This window comes from Streptomyces sp. P1-3, from assembly GCF_050613155.1.
Lineage (GTDB): Bacteria > Actinomycetota > Actinomycetes > Streptomycetales > Streptomycetaceae > Streptomyces.
The window spans coordinates 676,446-696,210 of the sequence record NZ_CP192512.1; the positions used below are offsets into that span (position 1 = coordinate 676,446).

The following is a 19,765-nucleotide window of genomic DNA, read 5'->3' on the forward strand; positions in this document are numbered from 1 at the left end:
TGGGCACTCCTCTCGTAACGGACGGCGTCGGCAGACGGGATCTGGCGGCCGGAGGCGGTCGGGCTCAGGCGTCGGAGGTGAAGCGCTCCGGCCTGAACGGGTGGATGTCGAGCGGCACTTCGCCGCCGACCACGGACTGGGCGATGATCAGCCCGGTCGCCGGCGCCAGCCCGATCCCGGCGCCCTCGTGGCCGCAGGCGTGCAGCAGTCCCGGGACGCGCGGGTCGGGTCCGATCGCCGGCAGATGGTCCGGCAGGTAGGGGCGGAAGCCCGCGTACGTACGGATCGCCCGCACCCCGGCCAGGACCGGGAACAGCGCCGTGGCCTGGGCCGCGAGGCGCCGCAGCACCTCCACTGACAGCGTCCGGTCGAAGCCGACCCGCTCCCGGCTGGCGCCGATCAGGACCGGGCCCGCCGGGGTGCCCTCGACCACCGCCGAGGTCTGCAGCGCGGCGGAGCCGCTGGCCACGTCGGCGACGTAGTCCGCCGCGTAGACCTTGTGGCGCACCACGCGCGGCAGCGGTTCGGTGACGAGGACGAAGCCCCGGCGGGGCAGTACGGGCAGTTCCACGCCGGCGAGGCGGGCGAGTTCGCCGCCCCAGGTGCCGGCGGCGTTCACCACGTACGGAGCGTGGACGGGACCGGCCGCCGTCCGCACCCCCCGCACCTCGCCGCTGGCTCCGATGAGCAGGCCGGTGACCTCCTCCCCGAGCCGCAGCCGCACCCGGTCGCCGCCGGCGCGCAGCAGGTGCGCGGCGGCCAGCGCCGGCATGACCTGCGCGTCCTGGGGGTAGTGGAAGCCGCCCGCCAGGCCGGGGGCGAGGTGGGGCTCCAGGTCGTGCAGGCGGTCGGCCGGGACCTCCTCCGCCGTGACACCGGACTTTCCCTGTCCGGCCGCGAAGTCCCGCAGCGCGGCCATCCCGGTCCCGTCGGAGGCGACGACCACGCCGCCCTTGGGTTCGTATTCGATCCCCGGCGGGAGCTCTTCGGCCAGTTCCCGCCACATGAGGGTGGACAGCATGGCCAGGTCGAGCTCGGGGCCCGGCTCCTTGTCGGAGACCAGGAGGTTTCCCTCGCCGGCCCCCGTGGTGCCGCCGGCCACCGGGCCGCGGTCGAGCACGGTGACGCGGAGGCCGGAGCGGGCGGCGTAGTAGGCACACGCCGCGCCGACCACGCCGGCCCCGACAACAATGACATCCGCGGAGTCGTCTCTCGTGAGCACGTCAGTAATATTTCACATTGCACTGGCCGTGCCAAGAGCGGGCGCGATCAATCGCCGATGAGTTCACCCATCCACGCCTCTATCGCGTCCGGCGTGCGCGGCAGCGCGCCCGACATCAGCCGCGCGCCGTCCGCCGTGACGACCAGGTCGTCCTCGATGCGCACACCGATGCCGCGCAGCTCGGCCGGGAGCGTCTCGTCGTCCGGCTGAAGGTAGAGCCCGGGCTCGACCGTGAGCACCTGCCCCTCCTCCAGCACCCCGTCGAGATAGGCATCCGCCCGCGCCTGGGCGCAGTCGTGGACGTCCAGGCCGAGCATGTGCCCGCTGCTGCACAGGGTGTAGCGGCGGTGGAAGTCGCCCTCGGCGCTCTTCAGCACACCCCACTCGGCGAGCCCTTCGGAGATCACCCGCATGCACGCCCGGTGGAAGTCGCGGAAGCTCGCCCCCGGCTTCAGCGCGGCGATGCCCGCCTCCTGCGCGGCGAGGACGAGGTCGTACACCTGCCGCTGGACGGACGTGAAGCGGCCGGACAGCGGAAGCGTGCGCGTGATGTCCGCCGTGTAGAGGGTGTCGGTCTCCACGCCCGCGTCGAGCAGCAGCAGCTCCCTGGCGTCCAGGGGCCCATCGTTGCGGATCCAGTGGAGGACGCACGCGTGGGCGCCGGAGGCGGCGATCGTCTCGTAGCCGGTGCCGTTGCCCTCGGCGCGGGCGCGCAGCCCGAAGACCCCTTCGATCCAGCGCTCGCCGCGCGGGTGGGCGAGGGCGCGCGGCAGCGCCCGGACCACGTCCTCGAAGCCGGCGACGGTGTGGTCGACGGCCAGCTGGAGCTGCCCCACCTCCCAGACGTCCTTGACCAGCCGCAACTCACTGAGTGCCGCGGCCAGTCGGGGGTCCGACGACGCGACGCGCCCCGGCGGCAGGTCCGCGTACTCCTCCAGGTGCACGCACCGGATGCCGGTCAGCCGCTCCGCCTCGGCCAGGTCGGGGCGGCGCCCGACCCAGAACTCCCCGTACCGGCGGTCCCGGTAGAACTCGTCGCCGACGCGCGGCGAGCGGGGGCGCACGTACAGCACCGCCTCGTGCCCCCGCGGCCCGTCCGGCTCCAGGACCAGCACGTGGCCCGCCTGCTCCTCGCCGGTCAGCCCGGTCAGCCAGGCGTAGGCGCTGTGCGGCCGGAAGCGGTGGTCGCAGTCGTTGGAGCGGACCCTGAGCTCGCCCGCGGGGATGATCAGCCGCTCGCCCGGGAAGCGGGCGGAGAGGCGGGCGCGGCGGGCGGGGGTCAGGTCCGCGACCGGGAGCCGGATGCCGTCGGGCAGCGGGGTCTTGGCCCAGTGGCCGGACATGAACGCGGCGAGCTCCGCCGGAACCGGCAGATCATGGCTCACCGTACGGATCGCGGTGGTTGCTGAGTCCTCCATGGAGGCCCTCCCTCGGGGCACGGGTGCGTAACGAAGCGGCCAACATCTTGCCAGTGCAATTTCACATTACTATGTTACAGGTCACATTCCAGCCATCCCCTCGGCTGGCCGACTGTTCACGGAGTGACCCCTGATGAACAAGCGCACCTGTACCGTCCTCGCCACCGCTGTCGTGGCGGCCCTCACCCTCGGCGCGACCGGCTGTTCCAGCGGCAAGCGTTCCAGCAGCCAGAACGGCAAGAACCCGGCCACCGGCAACCTCGGTGCGGTGATCGGCGGCACCCCGCAGAAGGGCGGCACCCTCACAGTCCTGTCCAACACCGACTTCACCCACCTCGACCCGGCCCGCAACTGGCAGATGAACGACATGGAGTTCGGCACCCGGATGCTGTACCGCACCCTGGTGACGTACAAGGCGGCTCCGGGGGCCGAGGGCGGCGAGCTGGTCCCCGACCTCGCGACCGACCTCGGTACCTCCTCCAACGGCGCCAAGACATGGACGTTCAAGCTCAAGAAGGGCGTCAAGTACGAGGACGGGACCCCGGTCACCGCCCAGGACATCAAGTACAACGTGGAGCGATCCTTCTCTCCCGACCTGTACGGCGGCGCCGACTACGCGGCCCGCTACCTCAAGGGCGCCAAGGGGTACAAGGGGCCGGCCGAGGGCAAGCACCTGGACTCCATCAAGACCCCCGACGACCACACGATCGTCTTCGAACTGCGCAAGCCCTTCGCGGAGTTCGCCAACGCCACGGTCATGCCGACCTTCGCGCCGGTGCCGAAGTCCAAGGACACCGGCCCCCGGTACGACAACCGGCCGTTCTCCTCGGGCCCGTACAAGATCGAGACCTACCAGCGCAACAAGAAGCTGATCCTGGTCCGCAACCCTCACTGGGACCCCAAGTCTGACGGGATACGCAAGGCGTACCCGGACAAGCTGGTCATGGTGATGGGGCTCAAGCCCAACCAGATCGACGACCGGATGATCGCCAGCCAGGGCGCGGACGCCTCCGCCGTCCCCTGGTACGCGCTGCGGCCGGAGAGCGCGGGCAAGGTGCTGCCCAAGGCCGAGGTGCGCAAGCGGCTGCTGGCCGAGTCGACCAACTGCACCGACATGGTGCAGATGCACACCGGGCGGGCGCCGTTCGACAACGCGAAGGTCCGTCAGGCCGTGCAGTACGCCCTCGACAAGGAGGTGGTGGTCACCTCCTCCGGCGGCCCCGCCTTCAACGACGTCTCCACCGCCTACATGCCCGCCACCCTCTTCGACGGCAAGCAGCCCGACACCCTGAAGATCCCCGCCACGGGCGACGTGGACAAGGCCAAGCAGCTGCTGAAGGAGGCCGGGAAGCCGGACGGCTTCACCACGAAGATCACCGTCTCCAACGGCGACAAGGGGCGGGCCGAGGCGATCCAGCAGGCGCTCGCCAAGGCCGGCATCAAGGTCACCATCGAGACGGTCGACCCGGCCGCGTTCTACAGCACCATCGGCGACACCACCAACCGCACCGACATGGTCTACACCGGCTGGTGCCCCGACTACCCGTCCGGCTCCACCTTCCTGCCCTTCGTCTTCGACGGCCGCTACATCAAGGAGAAGGGCAACACCGGCAACCACTCGCTCTTCCGCGACGAGGCGACCATGAAGCGGATGGACGAGATCGCCGCCATGACCGACGCCGACAAGGCGCGTGACGCCTGGCGGGCGCTGGACGGGGAGATCCTCGCCAAGGCCCCGACCATCCCTGTCCTGGTCCGGCGCTGGCCGCTGGTGCTGGGCACCAACATCGCGGGCGCGTACGGGCAGACCTCCTTCGGCGGGCAGCTCGACTACGCCTCCGTCGGCCTCAAGGACCCCGCCAAGAGCGAGGGCTGAGGAGCACCCCGACCATGGCCACCACTTCCCTGACCTCTCCGGCCGCCAAGGCGGCCCCGGCGGGCAGCGGCCCCTGGCAGCTCGCCCGCCGGGAGCTGCGCCGGCGCACCTCCGTGAAGATCTCCCTCGTCGTGATCGCGCTCTTCGCGATCATGGCGGTGGCCGCCCCGCTGCTGAGCCGGCTGGGCGGCTGGTCGCCCGAGGAGTTCGACAAGACCGCCGTCGACCCCTACCTGGGCGGGCAGCCGATCGGCCCGCTCGGCGGGATCTCCGCCGACCACTGGCTCGGCGTCGAACCCGTCACCGGCCGCGACCTGTTCGCCCGCGTCGTGCACGGCGCCCAGGTCTCGCTGCTCATCGCCTTCGCCGCCACCGCGATCGTCGTGATCGTCGGCACCGCGGCCGGAATCGCGGCCGGCTACTTCGGCGGGCGCGTCGACACGGTGCTCTCCCGGCTGATGGACCTCACCATGTCCTTCCCGTCCCTGATCTTCATGATCGCGATGATGTCGGTGGCGCGGGACGTCAACCGGATCGTGCTGATGATCGCCGTCATCGGGCTGTTCGGCTGGCCCGGCATCGCCCGCGTGGTGCGCGGCCAGACGCTCTCGCTCAAGCACCGCGAGTACGTCGACGCCGCCCGTGTCGGCGGCTCCGGGCCCTGGCGGATCCTCACCCGCGACATCCTCCCGGGCGTCGCCGGGCCCGTCATCGCGTACACCACCCTGATCATCCCCGGGATGATCGCCACCGAGGCGGCGCTGAGCTATCTGGGCGTCGGCGTCCGCCCGCCCACCCCGTCGTGGGGCCAGATGATCGCCGAGAGCGTCAACTTCTACGACACCGACCCCATGTACTTCGTCATCCCCAGCACCTGCCTCTTCCTCACCGTGCTCGCGTTCACGCTGCTCGGCGACGCGCTGCGGGACGTGCTGGACCCGAGGGGAAGCCGCACATGATCCTCTACATCGGGCGCCGGCTGCTCGGTGTCATCGGCGTGCTGATCGCCATCGCCGCCGTCACCTTCACCATCTTCTACGTCCTGCCGTCCGACCCGGCGGCCGCGGCCTGCGGCAAGTCGTGCAGCACCGAGCGGCTGGCGGCGATCCGCGAGCACATGGGCCTGGACGAGCCGCTGTGGCGGCAGTTCATGGACTTCGTCACCGGCATCTTCACCGGCCGCACCATGGGTACGGGCCAGTACGAGCTGCACTGCGACTTCCCGTGCTTGGGCTACTCCTACGAGAACAGCGAGGCCGTCTGGGACCTGCTGATGGACCGCCTGCCGGTCTCCGCCTCGCTGGCCTTCGGTGCCGCCGTGCTCTGGCTGGCCCTCGGGCTGACCGCGGGGGTCGTCGCGGCCCTGCGCAAGGACACCCTCACCGACAAGGTGCTGATGGTCGGCGCCGTGGCCGCCGCCTCGATGCCGGTCTACTTCACCTCGATGATGCTGATCTACGGGGTGATCCGGACGGCCGGCTGGCTGCCCTACCCGAGTTACGTGCCGTTCGGGGACGACCCGGTGGAGTGGGCGTCGAACCTGCTGCTGCCCTGGCTGGCGCTGGCCATCCTGTACGCCGCCATGTACGCGCGGCAGAGCCGCAGTTCGATGATCGAGACGATGGCGGAGCCGTACATCCGCACCGCCCGGGCCAAGGGCCTGCCGCGCCACAAGGTCGTGGTCAAGCACGGGCTGCGGGCCGGCATGACCCCGATCCTGACCATCTTCGGCATGGACCTGGGCGGGCTGCTCGCCGGCGCGGTGATCACCGAGTCCATCTTCGGACTCCCGGGCATCGGACGGCTCTTCTACAGCGCGCTGTCCAGCGGCGACCAGCCGGTCATCCTCGGCGTCACGCTCCTGGCCGCCGCCTTCATCGTCGTCGCCAACCTGGCCGTCGACCTGCTGTACGCCGTCGTCGACCCGCGAGTGAGGTACTGATGGCCGACCCTGTGATGGCTGACCCCGTGTCGGCCGACCCCGAGATGGCCGACTCCGCGCCACTGCTGTCCGTACGGGACCTGACCGTCACGTTCGCCACGAAGCACGGCCCGGTCCGGGCCGTCGACTCCCTCGGCTTCGACGTGCAGCGGGGGCGGACGCTCGGCATCGTCGGCGAGTCCGGATCCGGCAAGTCCGTCACCTCCATGGCGGTGATGGGCCTGCACACCGGCGCCCGGACCACCGGCTCCGTGCTCCTCGACGGGCAGGAGCTGGTCGGCCTGCCCGAGCGCGAGATGAACCGGCTGCGCGGCCGCAAGATGGCCATGGTCTTCCAGGACCCGCTCTCCAGCCTGCACCCGTACTACACCGTGGGCGAGCAGATAGCCGAACACCACCGGGTCCACTTCCGCTCCCGCCGCAAGGCGGCCCGGGAACGGGCCGTCGAGGCGCTCGCCGAGGTCGGCATCCCCGAGCCGCGCCGCCGCGCGGGAGAGTACCCGCACCAGTTCTCCGGCGGCATGCGGCAGCGCGTGATGATCGCCATGGCGCTGGCCTGCGAGCCCGAACTGCTCATCGCCGACGAGCCCACCACGGCGCTGGACGTCACCGTCCAGGCCCAGATCCTGGAGCTGATCGCCCGGCTCCAGCAGGACCGGGGGCTCGCGGTCGTCATGATCACGCACGATCTGGGGGTGGTCGCCCGGGTCGCCCACGAAGTGCTGGTGATGTACGGCGGCCGAGCCGCCGAACAGGCGCCCGTGGACCCGCTGTTCGCCGCCCCGTCCCATCCGTACACCCGCGGTCTGCTCGACTCCCTCCCGCGCCTGGACGACCGGGACGACGAGCCGCTGCGGGCGATCCCCGGCAGTCCGCCGTCCCTGCTCACCCCCGCCCCCGGCTGCGCGTTCGCGCCCCGCTGCCCGCGGCTGGCGACGGCCTCGGACGAGGAGCGGTCCCGCTGCGAGACCGAGCGTCCGTCGTTCGGCGGCCCGACCGGTCACCCGGTCGCCTGTCATCTCCCCGCGCACGAAGGCGTCGCCTCATGACCACCACCGCCGAACCCCTGCTCTCCGTACAGAACGTGACGATGGCCTTCCCCGGCAAGCGGGCGCGCTCGGCCCCGGTCCGGGCCGTCGACGGCATCAGCTTCGACGTGGCGGCGGGCGAGACGCTGGGCCTGGTCGGCGAGTCCGGCTGCGGCAAGTCCACCACGGGCCGCCTGATCGTCCGCCTCCTCGAACCCACCGCGGGCTCGATCACCTACGACGGACGCGACATCAGCCACATGTCGCAGCGGGCACTCAAACCGCTGCGCAAGGACCTGCAGATGGTCTTCCAGGACCCGCACTCCTCCCTCAACCCCCGCCAGACCGTGGCCCGGATCATCTCGGATCCCCTCATGGTGCAGGGCAGCTCGGCGGCCGACGCCCGCAAGCGCGCGGTGGAGCTGATGGAGCTGGTCGGGCTCATCCCCGAGCACATCGACCGCTATCCGCACGAGTTCTCCGGCGGGCAGGCGCAGCGCATCGGCATCGCCCGCTCGCTGGCCACCAGCCCCCGGCTCGTGGTCGCCGACGAACCGGTCTCGGCCCTCGACGTCTCCGTACAGGCACAGATCGTCAACCTGATGGAACGGCTGCAGCAGGAACTCGGCCTCGCCTACCTCTTCATCGCCCACGATCTGTCGGTGGTCAAGCGGGTGTGCGACCGGGTCGCCGTGATGTACCTGGGCCGCATCGTCGAGATCGGCGAGAAGGAGCGGGTCTACGCGGCCCCCGCCCATCCGTACACCCGGGCGCTGCTGTCCGCCGTCCCCCTGCCGGACCCGGCGGCCGAGCGGAGCCGGGAGCGGATCACGCTGCTCGGCGACCCGCCGAGCCCGGCCGCTCCCCCGCCCGGCTGCACCTTCCACCCGCGCTGCTCCAAGGCGCAGGAGATCTGCCGGAGCGAGGCCCCCCTGCTGCAGATCACCCGCCCGGGCGAGGCCCGGGAGGTGGCCTGCCACTTCCCCGAGGGGGCCTGACACAAGGCTCCGCCCCCGACCGCAGGGGGGTCTGGGGGCGGAGCTTGGTGTCGGCGACAGGTGCCCTGGATCCCGGGCGGGATCCAGGGCACCTGTCTGTCCGGCCGCTTACGGCTCGGTGGCCTACGACTTGGTGATGCGGACCGTGTCGCCGGAGGCGCCGCTGCGCAGCACCTGGATCCGTACCCCCGCGGAGGAGTCGGTGAAGGACTCACCGGCCCCGTACGCGGCGTCGTCCAGCGGGCGGCAGCCGTTCGCCGGAGTGGCGTCGGGCTTGGCGTCCATCACCCGGATCGGCCCGTTGCCGGTCTGGACGGACGAGTCGACCTTGTAGACCAGCGCTCCGGTGGAGCACAGACCCGTGTCCGCCCCTGCCTTACGCCTCGATTCGACGACGTACGCGGAGGTGGGGCCGGTGCGGATGACCGCCATCTTCTTGCCGCTGCCGTTCTCGACCGCGGTCAGGCGCACGGTGTCGCTGCCCTTCGACGCCCGGCAGACGACCTGGCTGTCGGCGGTCCAGCCGAGCTTCCAGGAGTGCCAGGCGAAGTACTGCGGTCCCGCGCCGCCTATCAGGCCCATCACGTCCCAGCCGCCGACGAAGCGGTGGCCGTCGGTGCCCTCGAAGGCGTACAGGTCGGGCAGGCCGAAGGTGTGGGCGGTCTCGTGGCCGACCAGTTTGGGTCCCCAGTGCCACATGTCCTGGCCGAAGGTGACCGCCCACTTGAGCCGGTTGCCGTCCGCGACGACTCCCTCCGTGCCCGGGTCGTAGATGTAGGTGGGGGTGAAGGAGATGGCCTTCGCGTTCTTCGTCGCCACGACGTACACCATGTCGTAGGCGGAGAAGTCCACATCCGGGTCGGCCGCCCGCACCGCGTCCTTGATGTACGCCTCGTGGGTCTCGTGCGTGAAGCCGCGCTCGAAGCCGTAGTCCGTCGAGTTGCGCGGCATCCGCAGCCAGCGCTGGTGCTGGCTGATGGCCAGCCGGGTCTTGCCGTACGAGGCGTTCCGCATCCATTTCGCGCCGGGCGTGATCTGGGCCGCGTCGTCGGCCGGGGACTCCGTGGCGGGCGCGTCCGGGAAGTCCACGAAGATCATGGCGACCTTCTTGGTCCCGGTGGCGCGCTGGAAGACGGAGGAGTCGGTGTTGTGCCCCTCGTCCGTCCAGCCGGTGGTGCCGGGCAGGGCGCAGTCCGACACCCTGTCCGGCGCCTTGGGTGCCGCCTGGACGGGAGGCGTGCCGGGAAGGAGCACGATCGAGGCGGCGACCAGGCCGGCCAGGACCGCTCCGCGCGCCGCCGTCAGGGGATGGGACCGTCTCATGGGCAACAACCTCCGCAGTGTGCCGTGTGACATTTCACATAATCTTGACGGTCTCCGGCCACTGTCCGAAAGCTGTCGTCGGTCCATAACATCCGCGCCATGGATCTGGAGGTACGGCACCTGCGAGTGGTGTGCGCGATCGCCGAGGCCGGCAGCCTCACCCGCGCCGCCGCCCGGCTGGGCATGACCCAACCGGGGCTCAGCACTCAGCTGCGGCGCATCGAGGCCATGCTGGGCGGGGTGCTCTTCGACCGCAGGAAGGCGGGGGCGACACCCACGCCCTTCGGCGACCTGGTCCTGGAGCGGGCGCGGGCCATCCTTCCGGGGGTCGACGCGCTCCTCGCCGACACCGCCCGCGCCACCCGCTGCCGCACGGCCCCGGACCGCGTCCGGCTCGGCTCGGTCGGCGCCCCATTGCTCGGCCGGCTCGTCATGGCGATACGGGCGGCACTGCCCGATGCCGAGGTGACCTCACGCTGCCAGTACTCCCCCGCGCCGTTGCTGGACGACCTGGCCGCGGGGCGACTGGAGGCGGCGGTCCTGGGCGACCACCCCGACCAGCAGCTCCCGCCGCGCGACGGGGTGGTACTCACCCCGCTGGTCACCGAGCCCGTCTTCGCCCTGCTGCCGGCGGCCCACCCCCTGGCGGCACAGGAAGAGGTGGGCCTGGAGCAGCTCGCCGACGAGGACTGGGCCGTGCCCCGCCCCGACCGCGACCGGACCTGCGAGTACTGGTCATCCGCCTTCGCCCTGGCGGACCGCCGTCCCCACGCCCCGTACGAGGCCGAAGGGCGCCAACTGATCGAGCTGGTCAGGGCGGGGCTGGCGGTCAGCCTCTGCCAGGCCACCTTCGTCGAGGTCCCCGGTGTCACGGTCCGCCCCCTGCGCGGAAACCCGCTCTGGTACCGGCATCTCCTGGCCTGGCACCGCGACGGTCCGCTCGCCGCACACGGAGACGAGATCCTGCGCGGCGTCGGCGCCGGCTACCTGGCCACCTGCGCCGAAAGCCCCGCGTACGCCGACTGGCGGCGGCGGAATCCCGACGCGGCCCCGGTGGCGTACACCTGAGCGGGGCGCCAGGACGCTGTGATCCGCGTCCCATCGCCCGCCCCGTCCGTCCGCCCCCACCAGGTTTCCTTCGCCCGGTGCAACTACTCGTTGCCCAAGCGGCATTGGAAACCGGCCGAGCCGGCGATCAGGATCGCGGCATGAACACCACGGACACGCACCTTTCCCACGACACGCTTGCGGTGGTCAGCCAGAGCGGCCCGACGGTGACGTTCTTCGACGCCGCGACCTTCGAACGGCAGGAGGTGCTGGCGCTCCCGCCGGAGCCGCACGAGCTGTGCTTCGACCCCGAGCACCGGCTCCTGTACGCGGCCAGCACCTACCTCTCGGGCTACTACCACGCGCACCGGGGCCGCGCCCACGACATCAGTGTCATCGACGTCGACACCCGCGAAGTGGTCGACGTCATCGGCACGGCCCCCGACCACGCGCCGCACGGTCTCGCCCTCGATCCGGCGCGGTACCGGCTGTACGTCAGCGTCGAGGCCACCGACACCGAGCCGGGCGGGGTGGTCGTGTACGACACCCGGGACCGGCGCCGGATCGGCAGGATCTCCACCATGGCACCCGGACCGCACTGGTTCGCGATCACCCCGGACGGCCGTCGCGGCTACGCGACCAACAAGGAGGCGCCGTTCGTGTCGGTCGTCGACCTGGAGGACGATCGGCTGATCGGGCGGATCGAGGTCCCCGGAAGTGAGGGGCTGGACGTCTCTCCCGACGGCGGGTACGTCTATGTCGCGGCGCCGAAGGGCGACTTCGGGCCCCGCCCCAAGGCGCGGCCGGGGATCCGGGTGATCGACACCGCCAAGGACGAGGTGGCGCACGTACTGCACACCGACGGCGTGGTCTTCCCCGTCCACACGACGGCCACCGGCCTGGTGCTCGCCGGTGAACTGCGGATGGCCACCGCTCCGGGCGGCGCGCTGGGCACGCACGACAACGGCGTCCTGACGGTCTTCGCGCCGGACACCCTCGAACAGATCGGGCAGGTCAAGGTCGGGAAGTTCCCCCTCACCGTCACCTCCTCGCCGGACGGCTCCCTGGGCTTCGTCGCCAACGTCATGTCCAGCACCGTGACCGTGGTGGACCTCCGGGAGCTGAGGGTCGTCACCACCCTCGAAGTCGACCGCGCGGGGGAGCCGGGCGCACACGGCCTGGCCTACGTCCCCCGCGCCGCGGACGGCCCGTCCCACCCGTAGGCCGGGGCTCTCACGCCACACCGGACGGGCGGAACTGGATGCTGATCCGGGGCCCCACCGGCCGGGCGGTCTTGGGTATCGCGTGGTCCCAGGTGCGCTGGCACGACCCGCCCATGACCAGCAGGTCGCCGTGGCCCAGCAGCCGCCGGACCGCCCGTCCGTGGCCCTGCCGAGGGCGCAGGGCCAGCACCCGCGGCTCGCCGACGGAGACGATGGCGACCATGGTGTCCTCCGCGGCGCCGCGGCCGATCCTGTCGCCGTGCCAGGCCACGCTGTCCCAGCCGTCCCGGTACAGGCACAGGCCCGCCGTGCGGAAGCCCTCTCCCAGCTCGGCGGCGTAGTGCTCACTCAGCCTGGCGCGCGCCCGGGTCAGCACGGGGTGCGGAAGCGGGTCGTCCGCGCCGTAGTGGGCCAGCAGCCGGGGGACGTCCACGACCCGGTCGTACATCCTGCGCTGTTCGCCGTGCCACGGCACGTGGGCCACCAGGTGCTCGAACAGCTCGTCGGCACCGGTGAGCCAGCCGGTCAGGACGTCGATCCAGGCACCGAGGCCGAGCTCGGTGCGCCGCAGGCCCGCGAGCGGGAGCAGCCCGATGTCGCCGTCCCCGTCGAAGAGCGAAGCCTGCAGGGTGATGTCCACGGCGCCAGCATACGCCGATAATCGAACGTATGAGCGACATACGGGTGGGCATGGGCGCCGCGGCCCTGGGTACTCGGAGGTGGCCCAGCAGGAGGGGCGTACGCCACCCAGACCTCCCGCCAGGAGGAACCATGATCACTCACGAACGGCTGGTCGCAGAGGCCGCCGACGAGGTGCGTGTCAGCCGGGGCGCGGACGCCGGACACGTCGCCAGAATCGTCCTCGCCGAGCTCTCGCTCCACCTTGAGATTCCGCAACGTCGGCTGCTCCAGCGCGCACTGCCCGCCGCCGACCGCGACGCGGCGTACGCCACCGTCCCCCGCTACACGGGAGGGGCCGCGGACCTCGTCCGCGAGGTCGCCCGCCACGGCGAACTCCAGCCCGATCAGGCCCGCCATCTGACCAGGAGAGTGCTGTCGGCGATCGCCGACTCCGATCCCGAGCTGGTGGACGCGTTGCGCCCGCACCTTCCTCCCGACATCAACGACCTGTTCACCGCGCCCTGACGGCCGACGGGGTCGGGCCGCTCACCGGGCAGGAACGCCCCGCGTCGCCGATACTGGGAGCAATCTCCCAGGTGGCGGCAGGGTCCGCCAGCAGCCAGGAGCGAGATGGGCGTGCACACCGATCATCCGGGCGACGGGGCGGCGGCACTTCTCGACGCCGTCGCGACCGCCGTCATCGATGGCGGAGGAACGGTGCTGCGGTGGTCGCAGACGGCGGCGCGGTTGCTGGAGAGGACGGCTGAAGAGGTCCGCGGACGTCCCGTGCACGCGCTGCTCGCCACCGGTGGCGAGACCGGCGGCGACGAAGCGCACAGCGGCGAGGCCGCCGGTGCGGCGCCATGTGCCTCCCGGGTGCCCCGCGGCGGCCGGGCGCTGCTGAGCCGCGGCTCCGGCGGCACGGTCGACGTCACCTACCGCGTCCTGCCGCTGGACGGCAGCACCGAACTCCTGGTCGCCGCCCTGCCCACCGACCGCCTCACCGAGTGGCAGCAAGGCGCGTCCCTGGTGCGGGCCCTGCTCGCCCAGGACGTCATCGGGCTCGGGCTGCACGACACTGATCTGCGCACCGTGCGGACCAACTTCGACACCGCGACGTTCGGCAGGCGGGCGCGGTCGCCCGCCGTCGGCCCCGCCGACCTCATGGGCGCGCAGGACATCGAGGCGATCCTGCGTCAGGTCCTGGAGACGGGGGTGCCGGTGCTCGGCAAGGAGCGGCGGCTGCGGTCGCCGCAGCTCCGCGGCAGGGAGCGCACCCTGTCGCTGTCCGCCTTCCGGCTGGAGGACGCGGGCGGCGTCCCGACCGGCGTCGCCTCGGCGTTCATCGACGTCACCGCCCAGGCACGGGCCCGCCGCCAGCTCGACCTGGTCCTGGAGGCCGCCACCCGGATCGGCGGGGAGCTCGACGTCACTCGCGCCGCGCAGGAGCTCGCCGACGTACTCGTCCCCTTCGCGGACCTGGCGGCGGTCGCGGTCGCCGACGCCGTTCTCGAGGGCGACGAGCCGCCTGTGGTCGTGGACCGGCGCCGGCATCCGCTGCGCCTGGTCGCCAGCGCGGCGTCGACCGGGAACCCGCCGCCCGGCTTCCTCGGCCTGGGTGGCATCGTCCCGCCGTTTCCCGAGTACCCCGAGCAACACCTCATACAAAGAGGGCAGGCGGTGGTGGCCGACCGGGCCTGGGCGCTGACCGTCTTCGGTGGCGCCGGGGTGGCCGACCAACTCGTCCCGCCCGGCGGGCACTCCCTGGCCGCGGCGCCGATGTTCGCCCGCGGGCTGCTGCTCGGTGCCGTGCTGGCGTGGCGTACGGAGCGGCCCGAGCCCTTCGACAGCGCGGACGCCGAGCTGCTGCGGGAACTGGCGACGCGGGCGGCGCTCAGCCTGGACAACGCCCGCCGGTACACCCGTGAGCGCCGTACGGCCATCGCGCTCCAGCAGAGCCTGCTGCCGCCCGCGATGGCCGACACCCCGGCGGCCGAGACGGCGGGCATCTACCTGCCGGCGGGGGGTGCCGTCGGCGGCGACTGGTTCGACGTCATCCCGCTGCCGTCGCTGCGGGTCGCCCTGGTCGTCGGGGACGTCGAGGGCCACGGTCTGCACGCCGCCGCCACCATGGGCCGGCTGCGCACGGCCATCCAGACCCTGGCCGACCTGGAGCTCGACCCCAAGGAACTCCTCACCCACATCGAGGACCTGGTCCAGCGGCTGTCGGGCGAGACCGGCCCCGGCGTCCAGGACATCACCGGTTCCGAGCTGCTGTACGCCGTCTACGACCCGGTCTCCGGATGCTGCACCTTCGCCGGTGCCGGGCATCCGCCTCCCGTGGTGCTCCGGCCCGACGGCACGGCGGAGGTCATCGAGATGTCCCTCGGGCCGCCGCTGGGCGTCGGCGACACGCCGTTCGAGGCCGCCACCCTCCAGCTGGAGCCGGGCAGCGTCCTCGCGATGTACACCGACGGGCTGCTCAAGGCCGAGGACCGCAGCGCGGACGAGGCCGTGCGGTGGCTCAGGGACACCCTCGCGGAGCACGGGCCCCGGTGGCCGCTGGGAGACATCCGGCGCGAGCTGCTGGTGGGCCTCAACGAGCGCCGCCACCACGACGACATCGCGCTGCTGCTGGCCCGTACCCGGGTCGTGCCGCCGGAGTCCGTCGCGGCGTGGGAGTTCCCGGCCGACCCCGCGGCCGTCGCCGACGCCCGCGACGTCGCCGCCCGGCAGCTGACCGCCTGGGGGCTGGAGGACCTGGTGTTCACCACCGAACTGGTCGTCAGCGAGCTGGTGACCAACGCGATCCGGTACGCCGGCGGGCCGGTGGGCCTGCGGCTGATCCGGGAGGGCGTCCTGGTGTGCGAGGTCACCGATCCCAGCAACACCCAGCCGCGGCTGCGGCGGGCGGAGACAACCGACGAGGGCGGCCGGGGACTGTTCCTCGTCGCCCAGCTCACGACCCGCTGGGGCAGCCGCTACGGCCTGCGGGGGAAGACCATCTGGGCGGAGCAGCCGCTCGGTCCGGCCCTCGGCTGACGTACGTCCGGCTGCGCACCGGGCGTCGTAGCGCCCCCTGTGCATGATCGCCTCCGTCGCGCACACTGGTGGCCTCACCCCGACGAGGGAGGCGCGGCATGCCGTGGTCGGTCGGCCGGAGCGGTCGGTGGCGGGAGGCGGCCGCCTCCCGGTGGTCGCGCGGGGGCGCGGCGGTGGCGGCGGGGGCACTGCCCGCGCTGGCGTTCCCCGCGCCGTCCCTGTGGTGGCTGGCGTACGTCGCGTTGGTGCCCTGGCTGCTGCTGGTGCGGTCGGCCGGGACGGGGCGGCGGGCGGCGCTGGACGGCTGGCTGGGCGGGGCGGGGTTCATGCTGGCCGTGCACCACTGGCTGCTGCCGAGTCTGCATGTCTTCCTCTTCGTGCTGGCCGCGCTGCTGGGGCTGTGCTGGGCCCCGTGGGGCTGGCTGGCGCACCGGCTGCTGGGCGGGGTGCCGCGGCCTGGCCAAGCGGCGGCGGCTCTGGTGCTGGTGCCGTCCGGGTGGCTGATGGTGGAGCTGCTGCGCTCGTGGGAGTACCTGGGCGGGCCCTGGGGGCTGATGGGGGCGAGCCAGTGGCGGGTCCCGGCCGCGCTGCGGCTGGCGTCGGTCGGCGGCGTATGGCTGGTGAGTTGGCTGATCGTGGCGCTGAACACGGCGCTGGTGGTACTGGTCGCGTTGCCGCGGGCGCGTACGGCGCTGGTGGCCGTCTCGGGTGCGGGGGCATGCGCCGCAGCGGCCGGCGGGGTGTGGGCGTGGGCGCCGCTGCCGGAGCGCGCGGGGTCGGTGCGGGTCGCGGTGGTGCAGACGGGGGTCGTGCCGGGGTACGAGCGGCGCTTCGACCGCAGCGAGGAGCTGACCCGGCGGCTCGCCGGGGAGCGTGTGGACCTGGTCATCTGGGGCGAGAGCAGCGTCGGGCAGGACCTGACGCGCCGTGCGGACCTGCGGCGGCGGCTGGCCGCGCTGTCCCGCACGGTCGACGCCGAGCTGCTGGTGAACGTGGACGCGCGGCGCCGGGACCAGCGGGGGATCTTCAAGAGCGCGGTGCTCGTCGGCGCCCAGGGGCCCACCGGCGACCGCTACGACAAGATGCGTCTGGTGCCGTTCGGCGAATACGTCCCCCTGCGGGGGGTGCTCGGCTGGGCCACGTCGGTGGGCAAGGCGGCGGGCGAGGACCGCAGGCGCGGCGCCGCGCCCGCGGTGATGACCCTTCAGGACGGGCGGGGCCCGCGGATCGGGCCCCTGGTCTGTTTCGAGTCGGCGTTCCCCGACATGAGCCGGCGGCTGGCGCGGGACGGGGCACAGCTGCTGATCGCGCAGTCGTCGACGTCGTCGTTCCAGCACAGCTGGGCCCCGTCGCAGCACGCCTCGCTGGCCGCGCTGCGGGCCGCGGAGACCTGGCGGCCGATGGCGCACGCGACGCTGACCGGGGTGAGCGCCGTGTACGGGCCGCGGGGTGAGCCGGTCGGCGCGCGGCTGGGCACCGACCGGAGCACCGCGGCCGTCTACACGGTGCCGCTCGCCCGCGGCAGCAGCCCCTATGTGCGGCTCGGGGACTGGCCGGTGTACGGGGCGATGGCCGCGCTGGCGCTATACGGCGGTATGGCGGCGGCGCGTTCGGGCAGGCGGCGGGCGGGGCGGCCGCCCGAGCGGCCCGCCCGCGCGCCCCGTGTGCTCGCGGGGCGCCTTCGCCGCTGAGGACCGCGTCGTCTGGTCAGCTGGTCCCGGCCAGCTGGTCTCGATCAGCTGGTCCCGGCCGGCGTGCGGGTCGGCGGGGACCAGTCGGCGATCCCGTCGAGGGCGCGCAGCGCGAGGCCGCGGGCGAGGCGGCCGACGACGGCGAGGGCGGCGGGGTCCGCAGCGCCGGAACGGCACGCGCTGGGCCTCACCGCGTGGTGCGACGGAATCCTGTTCTCGTGCTCGGCGGGCTCGTACCACCAGTCGTCGCCGACCCGGGAGGAACTGCGGGCCGGCTGCGCCGAGCTGCTGCGCGGGATGCTGGGGGCGCGGGCCGAACGATAATGTCTGGCCTACCGGCCGCCGCCGCGACCATGATGGTCGGCATGACGACGAACCAGCGCACGGAAGCGCCCTTTCAAGCCGACGAACGCACCATGCTGGAGGGCTGGCTGGACTTCCACCGGGAGACGCTCGCGGCGATCTGCGACGGCCTGTCCGACGAGCAGCTGCGGGAGGCCTCCGCGCCGCCTTCCATGCTGACGCTGCTCGGGCTCGTACGGCACATGGCGGAAGTGGAGCGAGCCTGGTTCCGCCGGGTGCTGCCCCGGGAGGAGATCGCGCCGATCTATTACACCGAGGAGGACCTGGACGGGGACTTCCGGGTGAGCGACCAGGACACCGGGAAGGAGGCGCTCGCGACCTGGCACGCGGAGATCGCCGTGGCGCGCGAGAATGCGGCCCGCCACTCGCTGGACGACACCGGGTTCTGGACCCGTAAGGACGCGGACGTCAGCCTGCGCTGGATCTACGTCCACATGATCGAGGAGTACGCGCGCCACAACGGCCACGCGGACCTGATACGCGAGCGGATCGACGGCGCCACCGATCTCTGACCGCCCGCTCGGCCCCCCGCCCTCGGTCCTGTCAGCGGCCTCGTTCCTGTCAGCCCTGCGGTGGGGCGGCCTCCCCGTCCAGCCGCAGTGCGATCCGGCCGATGGCGGCCCGGACCCCGTCGCTGTACGGATCCTCGCCCAGCACGCCGGAGGCGGCCCGGGCCTGCGCCAGCTGGGCGCGGGCCGCCTCCCGCTGGCCCAGCTTCACGTAGTCGGCGGCCAGGTTGAGATGGAGCGAGGGGTAGAAGACGCGCACCGCCACCCGCGCCGGATGGCGCTCGGCACCGCCACCGGTGACCGAGTCGGCGGCCGCCAGCGCCAGCAGGTCCCACATCAGCTCGTCGGCCGGATCGTCCTGGGTGTCGGCCATGTAATGGGCGAGGGTACAGCGGTGGTACGGATCGCCGTCCTCCCCGATCTGCTCCCACAGCCGGGCGAACCGGTTGCGCGCCTCCTCCCGGTCGCCGCCCTGATGCAGCATCACCGCCTGCCCGATGCGGGTCATCACGGCGTCGTCCGCCGGCTCCTGCTGCGCTGGTGCCATCGCCCCATCCCGTCTGTGTGCGTCTTTGTGTGCGTCGCCGGTACGCGCCGTCACTCCCTTGCCGTGCCCCGACGCTAACCGCGCGGCCGCCGGCAATCCGGGTCAGGAGCCCCGGACACGCCGAAGCCCCCGGTTCAGACGCCCAGGTCCGGGATCCGCCAGTCGACGGGCTGGTGGCCCTGGGCCGCGATGGCCTCGTTGATCTGGGTGAAGGGGCGGGAGCCGAAGAACTTCTTGGCCGACAGCGGGGAGGGGTGCGCGCCCTTGACCACCACATGCCGCTCCTCGTCGATCAAGGGCAGCTTCTTCTGCGCGTAGTTGCCCCAGAGCACGAAGACGGCCGGGTCGGGCCGGGAGGCGACGGCGCGGATCACCGCGTCGGTGAACTTCTCCCAGCCCTTGCCCTTGTGGGAGTTGGCCTCGCCGGCCCGGACGGTCAGCACCGCGTTGAGCAGCAGCACCCCCTGCCGGGCCCACGGCATCAGATAGCCGTTGTCCGGGACGGGGTGGCCGAGCTCCTCCCTCATCTCCTTGTAGATGTTCCGCAGCGACGGCGGGGTCTTCACCCCCGGCCGCACCGAGAAGCACAGCCCGTGGCCCTGGCCCGCGCCATGGTAGGGGTCCTGCCCGAGGATCAGCACCTTGACCTGGTCGTACGGCGTGGCGTCAAGGGCGGCGAACACCTCTTCGCGCGGCGGGTACACCGGGCCCCTGGCGCGCTCCTCCTCGACGAAGTCGGTGAGCTCCTTGAAATACGGCTTCTCCAGCTCGTCGCCGAGCACGGCCTGCCAGGACTCGGGCAGCATGTCGCTCACTTGGGTGTTCCTCCGGTCGTGATGGTGTGACAGGACGAACGTACCGGCGACCACTGACAACGCACGCGTCGAGGGCCGGGCGACATCCGTCCGCCCGGCC

The 19,765-nt window shown here is 72.4% G+C and carries 18 protein-coding genes; 11 read left to right on the forward strand and 7 right to left on the reverse strand.

Annotated features, from left to right (window positions below):
• Nucleotides 1-64 precede the first annotated feature (64 nt).
• Nucleotides 65-1,222 (reverse strand): NAD(P)/FAD-dependent oxidoreductase, encoded by a 1,158-nt coding sequence (locus ACQUSR_RS02980; protein ID WP_431040947.1) that lies wholly within the window; start codon nucleotides 1,220-1,222, stop codon nucleotides 65-67.
• Between the two features lie 47 nt (nucleotides 1,223-1,269).
• Nucleotides 1,270-2,640: an aminopeptidase P family protein gene (locus ACQUSR_RS02985; RefSeq protein WP_431040948.1), complete on the reverse strand. Its 1,371-nt coding sequence runs from the start codon at nucleotides 2,638-2,640 to the stop codon at nucleotides 1,270-1,272.
• A gap of 133 nt (nucleotides 2,641-2,773) precedes the next feature.
• Here ACQUSR_RS02985 and ACQUSR_RS02990 point away from each other — a divergent pair, with 133 nt between their 5' ends.
• Genes ACQUSR_RS02990 through ACQUSR_RS03010 form a run of 5 tightly spaced genes read left to right on the forward strand, consistent with a single transcriptional unit; the run spans nucleotide 2,774 to nucleotide 8,484 of the window.
• On the forward strand, nucleotides 2,774-4,516 hold the full coding sequence (locus ACQUSR_RS02990; protein WP_431040949.1) for an ABC transporter substrate-binding protein: 1,743 nt from the start codon (nucleotides 2,774-2,776) through the stop codon (nucleotides 4,514-4,516).
• A gap of 14 nt (nucleotides 4,517-4,530) precedes the next feature.
• A complete protein-coding gene (locus tag ACQUSR_RS02995; protein ID WP_431040950.1) occupies nucleotides 4,531-5,475 on the forward strand; it encodes an ABC transporter permease in 945 nt (314 codons plus the stop codon).
• Nucleotides 5,472-6,458 carry an ABC transporter permease gene (locus tag ACQUSR_RS03000; protein WP_431040951.1) on the forward strand — a complete coding sequence of 329 codons (987 nt, stop codon included), beginning with the start codon at nucleotides 5,472-5,474 and terminating at the stop codon, nucleotides 6,456-6,458. The genes ACQUSR_RS02995 and ACQUSR_RS03000 overlap by 4 nt, the downstream gene beginning before the upstream one ends.
• A 44-nt stretch (nucleotides 6,459-6,502) precedes the next feature.
• Complete coding sequence (locus ACQUSR_RS03005) at nucleotides 6,503-7,507, forward strand: ABC transporter ATP-binding protein (protein WP_431047337.1); 1,005 nt, start codon at nucleotides 6,503-6,505, stop codon at nucleotides 7,505-7,507.
• Nucleotides 7,504-8,484 carry an ABC transporter ATP-binding protein gene (locus ACQUSR_RS03010; protein WP_431040952.1) on the forward strand — a complete coding sequence of 327 codons (981 nt, stop codon included), beginning with the start codon at nucleotides 7,504-7,506 and terminating at the stop codon, nucleotides 8,482-8,484. The genes ACQUSR_RS03005 and ACQUSR_RS03010 overlap by 4 nt, the downstream gene beginning before the upstream one ends.
• Before the next feature lie 123 nt (nucleotides 8,485-8,607).
• On the opposite strand, the gene ACQUSR_RS03015 is transcribed toward ACQUSR_RS03010, so the two are convergent.
• Nucleotides 8,608-9,807, reverse strand: a complete 1,200-nt coding sequence (locus ACQUSR_RS03015) for a M6 family metalloprotease domain-containing protein (RefSeq protein WP_431040953.1) — start codon at nucleotides 9,805-9,807, stop codon at nucleotides 8,608-8,610.
• Between the two features lie 99 nt (nucleotides 9,808-9,906).
• On the opposite strand from ACQUSR_RS03015, the gene ACQUSR_RS03020 reads away from it, so the two are divergent.
• Both ACQUSR_RS03020 and ACQUSR_RS03025 read left to right on the forward strand, forming a co-directional pair.
• Nucleotides 9,907-10,875: a LysR family transcriptional regulator gene (locus tag ACQUSR_RS03020; protein ID WP_431040954.1), complete on the forward strand. Its 969-nt coding sequence runs from the start codon at nucleotides 9,907-9,909 to the stop codon at nucleotides 10,873-10,875.
• 140 nt (nucleotides 10,876-11,015) lie between these two features.
• Nucleotides 11,016-12,077: a YncE family protein gene (locus ACQUSR_RS03025; RefSeq protein ID WP_431040955.1), complete on the forward strand. Its 1,062-nt coding sequence runs from the start codon at nucleotides 11,016-11,018 to the stop codon at nucleotides 12,075-12,077.
• Between the two features lie 10 nt (nucleotides 12,078-12,087).
• Here ACQUSR_RS03025 and ACQUSR_RS03030 read toward each other — a convergent pair whose 3' ends face one another.
• On the reverse strand, nucleotides 12,088-12,717 hold the full coding sequence (locus tag ACQUSR_RS03030) for an alpha-ketoglutarate-dependent dioxygenase AlkB (RefSeq protein WP_431040956.1): 630 nt from the start codon (nucleotides 12,715-12,717) through the stop codon (nucleotides 12,088-12,090).
• Nucleotides 12,718-12,848: 131 nt separating this feature from the next.
• Between ACQUSR_RS03030 and ACQUSR_RS03035 the strand changes: the two genes are divergently transcribed.
• The 3 genes from ACQUSR_RS03035 to lnt all read left to right on the forward strand — a co-directional run bounded on the left by ACQUSR_RS03035 (nucleotide 12,849) and on the right by lnt (nucleotide 17,431).
• The gene (locus tag ACQUSR_RS03035; RefSeq protein ID WP_431040957.1) at nucleotides 12,849-13,223 is read left to right on the forward strand and encodes a DUF2267 domain-containing protein; all 375 of its coding nucleotides are present in this window, start codon (nucleotides 12,849-12,851) and stop codon (nucleotides 13,221-13,223) included.
• Between the two features lie 105 nt (nucleotides 13,224-13,328).
• Nucleotides 13,329-15,740 carry a SpoIIE family protein phosphatase gene (locus ACQUSR_RS03040; protein ID WP_431040958.1) on the forward strand — a complete coding sequence of 804 codons (2,412 nt, stop codon included), beginning with the start codon at nucleotides 13,329-13,331 and terminating at the stop codon, nucleotides 15,738-15,740.
• Between the two features lie 98 nt (nucleotides 15,741-15,838).
• Nucleotides 15,839-17,431, forward strand: a complete 1,593-nt coding sequence (lnt, locus tag ACQUSR_RS03045) for an apolipoprotein N-acyltransferase (protein ID WP_431040959.1) — start codon at nucleotides 15,839-15,841, stop codon at nucleotides 17,429-17,431.
• A 44-nt stretch (nucleotides 17,432-17,475) separates the two neighbouring features.
• Here lnt and ACQUSR_RS03050 read toward each other — a convergent pair whose 3' ends face one another.
• Nucleotides 17,476-17,622, reverse strand: a complete 147-nt coding sequence (locus ACQUSR_RS03050; RefSeq protein WP_431040960.1) for a hypothetical protein — start codon at nucleotides 17,620-17,622, stop codon at nucleotides 17,476-17,478.
• A 174-nt stretch (nucleotides 17,623-17,796) separates the two neighbouring features.
• Between ACQUSR_RS03050 and ACQUSR_RS03055 the strand changes: the two genes are divergently transcribed.
• Nucleotides 17,797-18,306, forward strand: coding sequence for a DinB family protein (locus ACQUSR_RS03055; protein WP_431040961.1), 510 nt, complete (start codon nucleotides 17,797-17,799; stop codon nucleotides 18,304-18,306).
• A 49-nt stretch (nucleotides 18,307-18,355) separates the two neighbouring features.
• Here ACQUSR_RS03055 and ACQUSR_RS03060 read toward each other — a convergent pair whose 3' ends face one another.
• Nucleotides 18,356-18,850, reverse strand: coding sequence for a hypothetical protein (locus ACQUSR_RS03060; protein WP_431040962.1), 495 nt, complete (start codon nucleotides 18,848-18,850; stop codon nucleotides 18,356-18,358).
• A gap of 134 nt (nucleotides 18,851-18,984) precedes the next feature.
• Nucleotides 18,985-19,665: a uracil-DNA glycosylase gene (locus tag ACQUSR_RS03065; protein WP_431040963.1), complete on the reverse strand. Its 681-nt coding sequence runs from the start codon at nucleotides 19,663-19,665 to the stop codon at nucleotides 18,985-18,987.
• Nucleotides 19,666-19,765 lie beyond the last annotated feature (100 nt).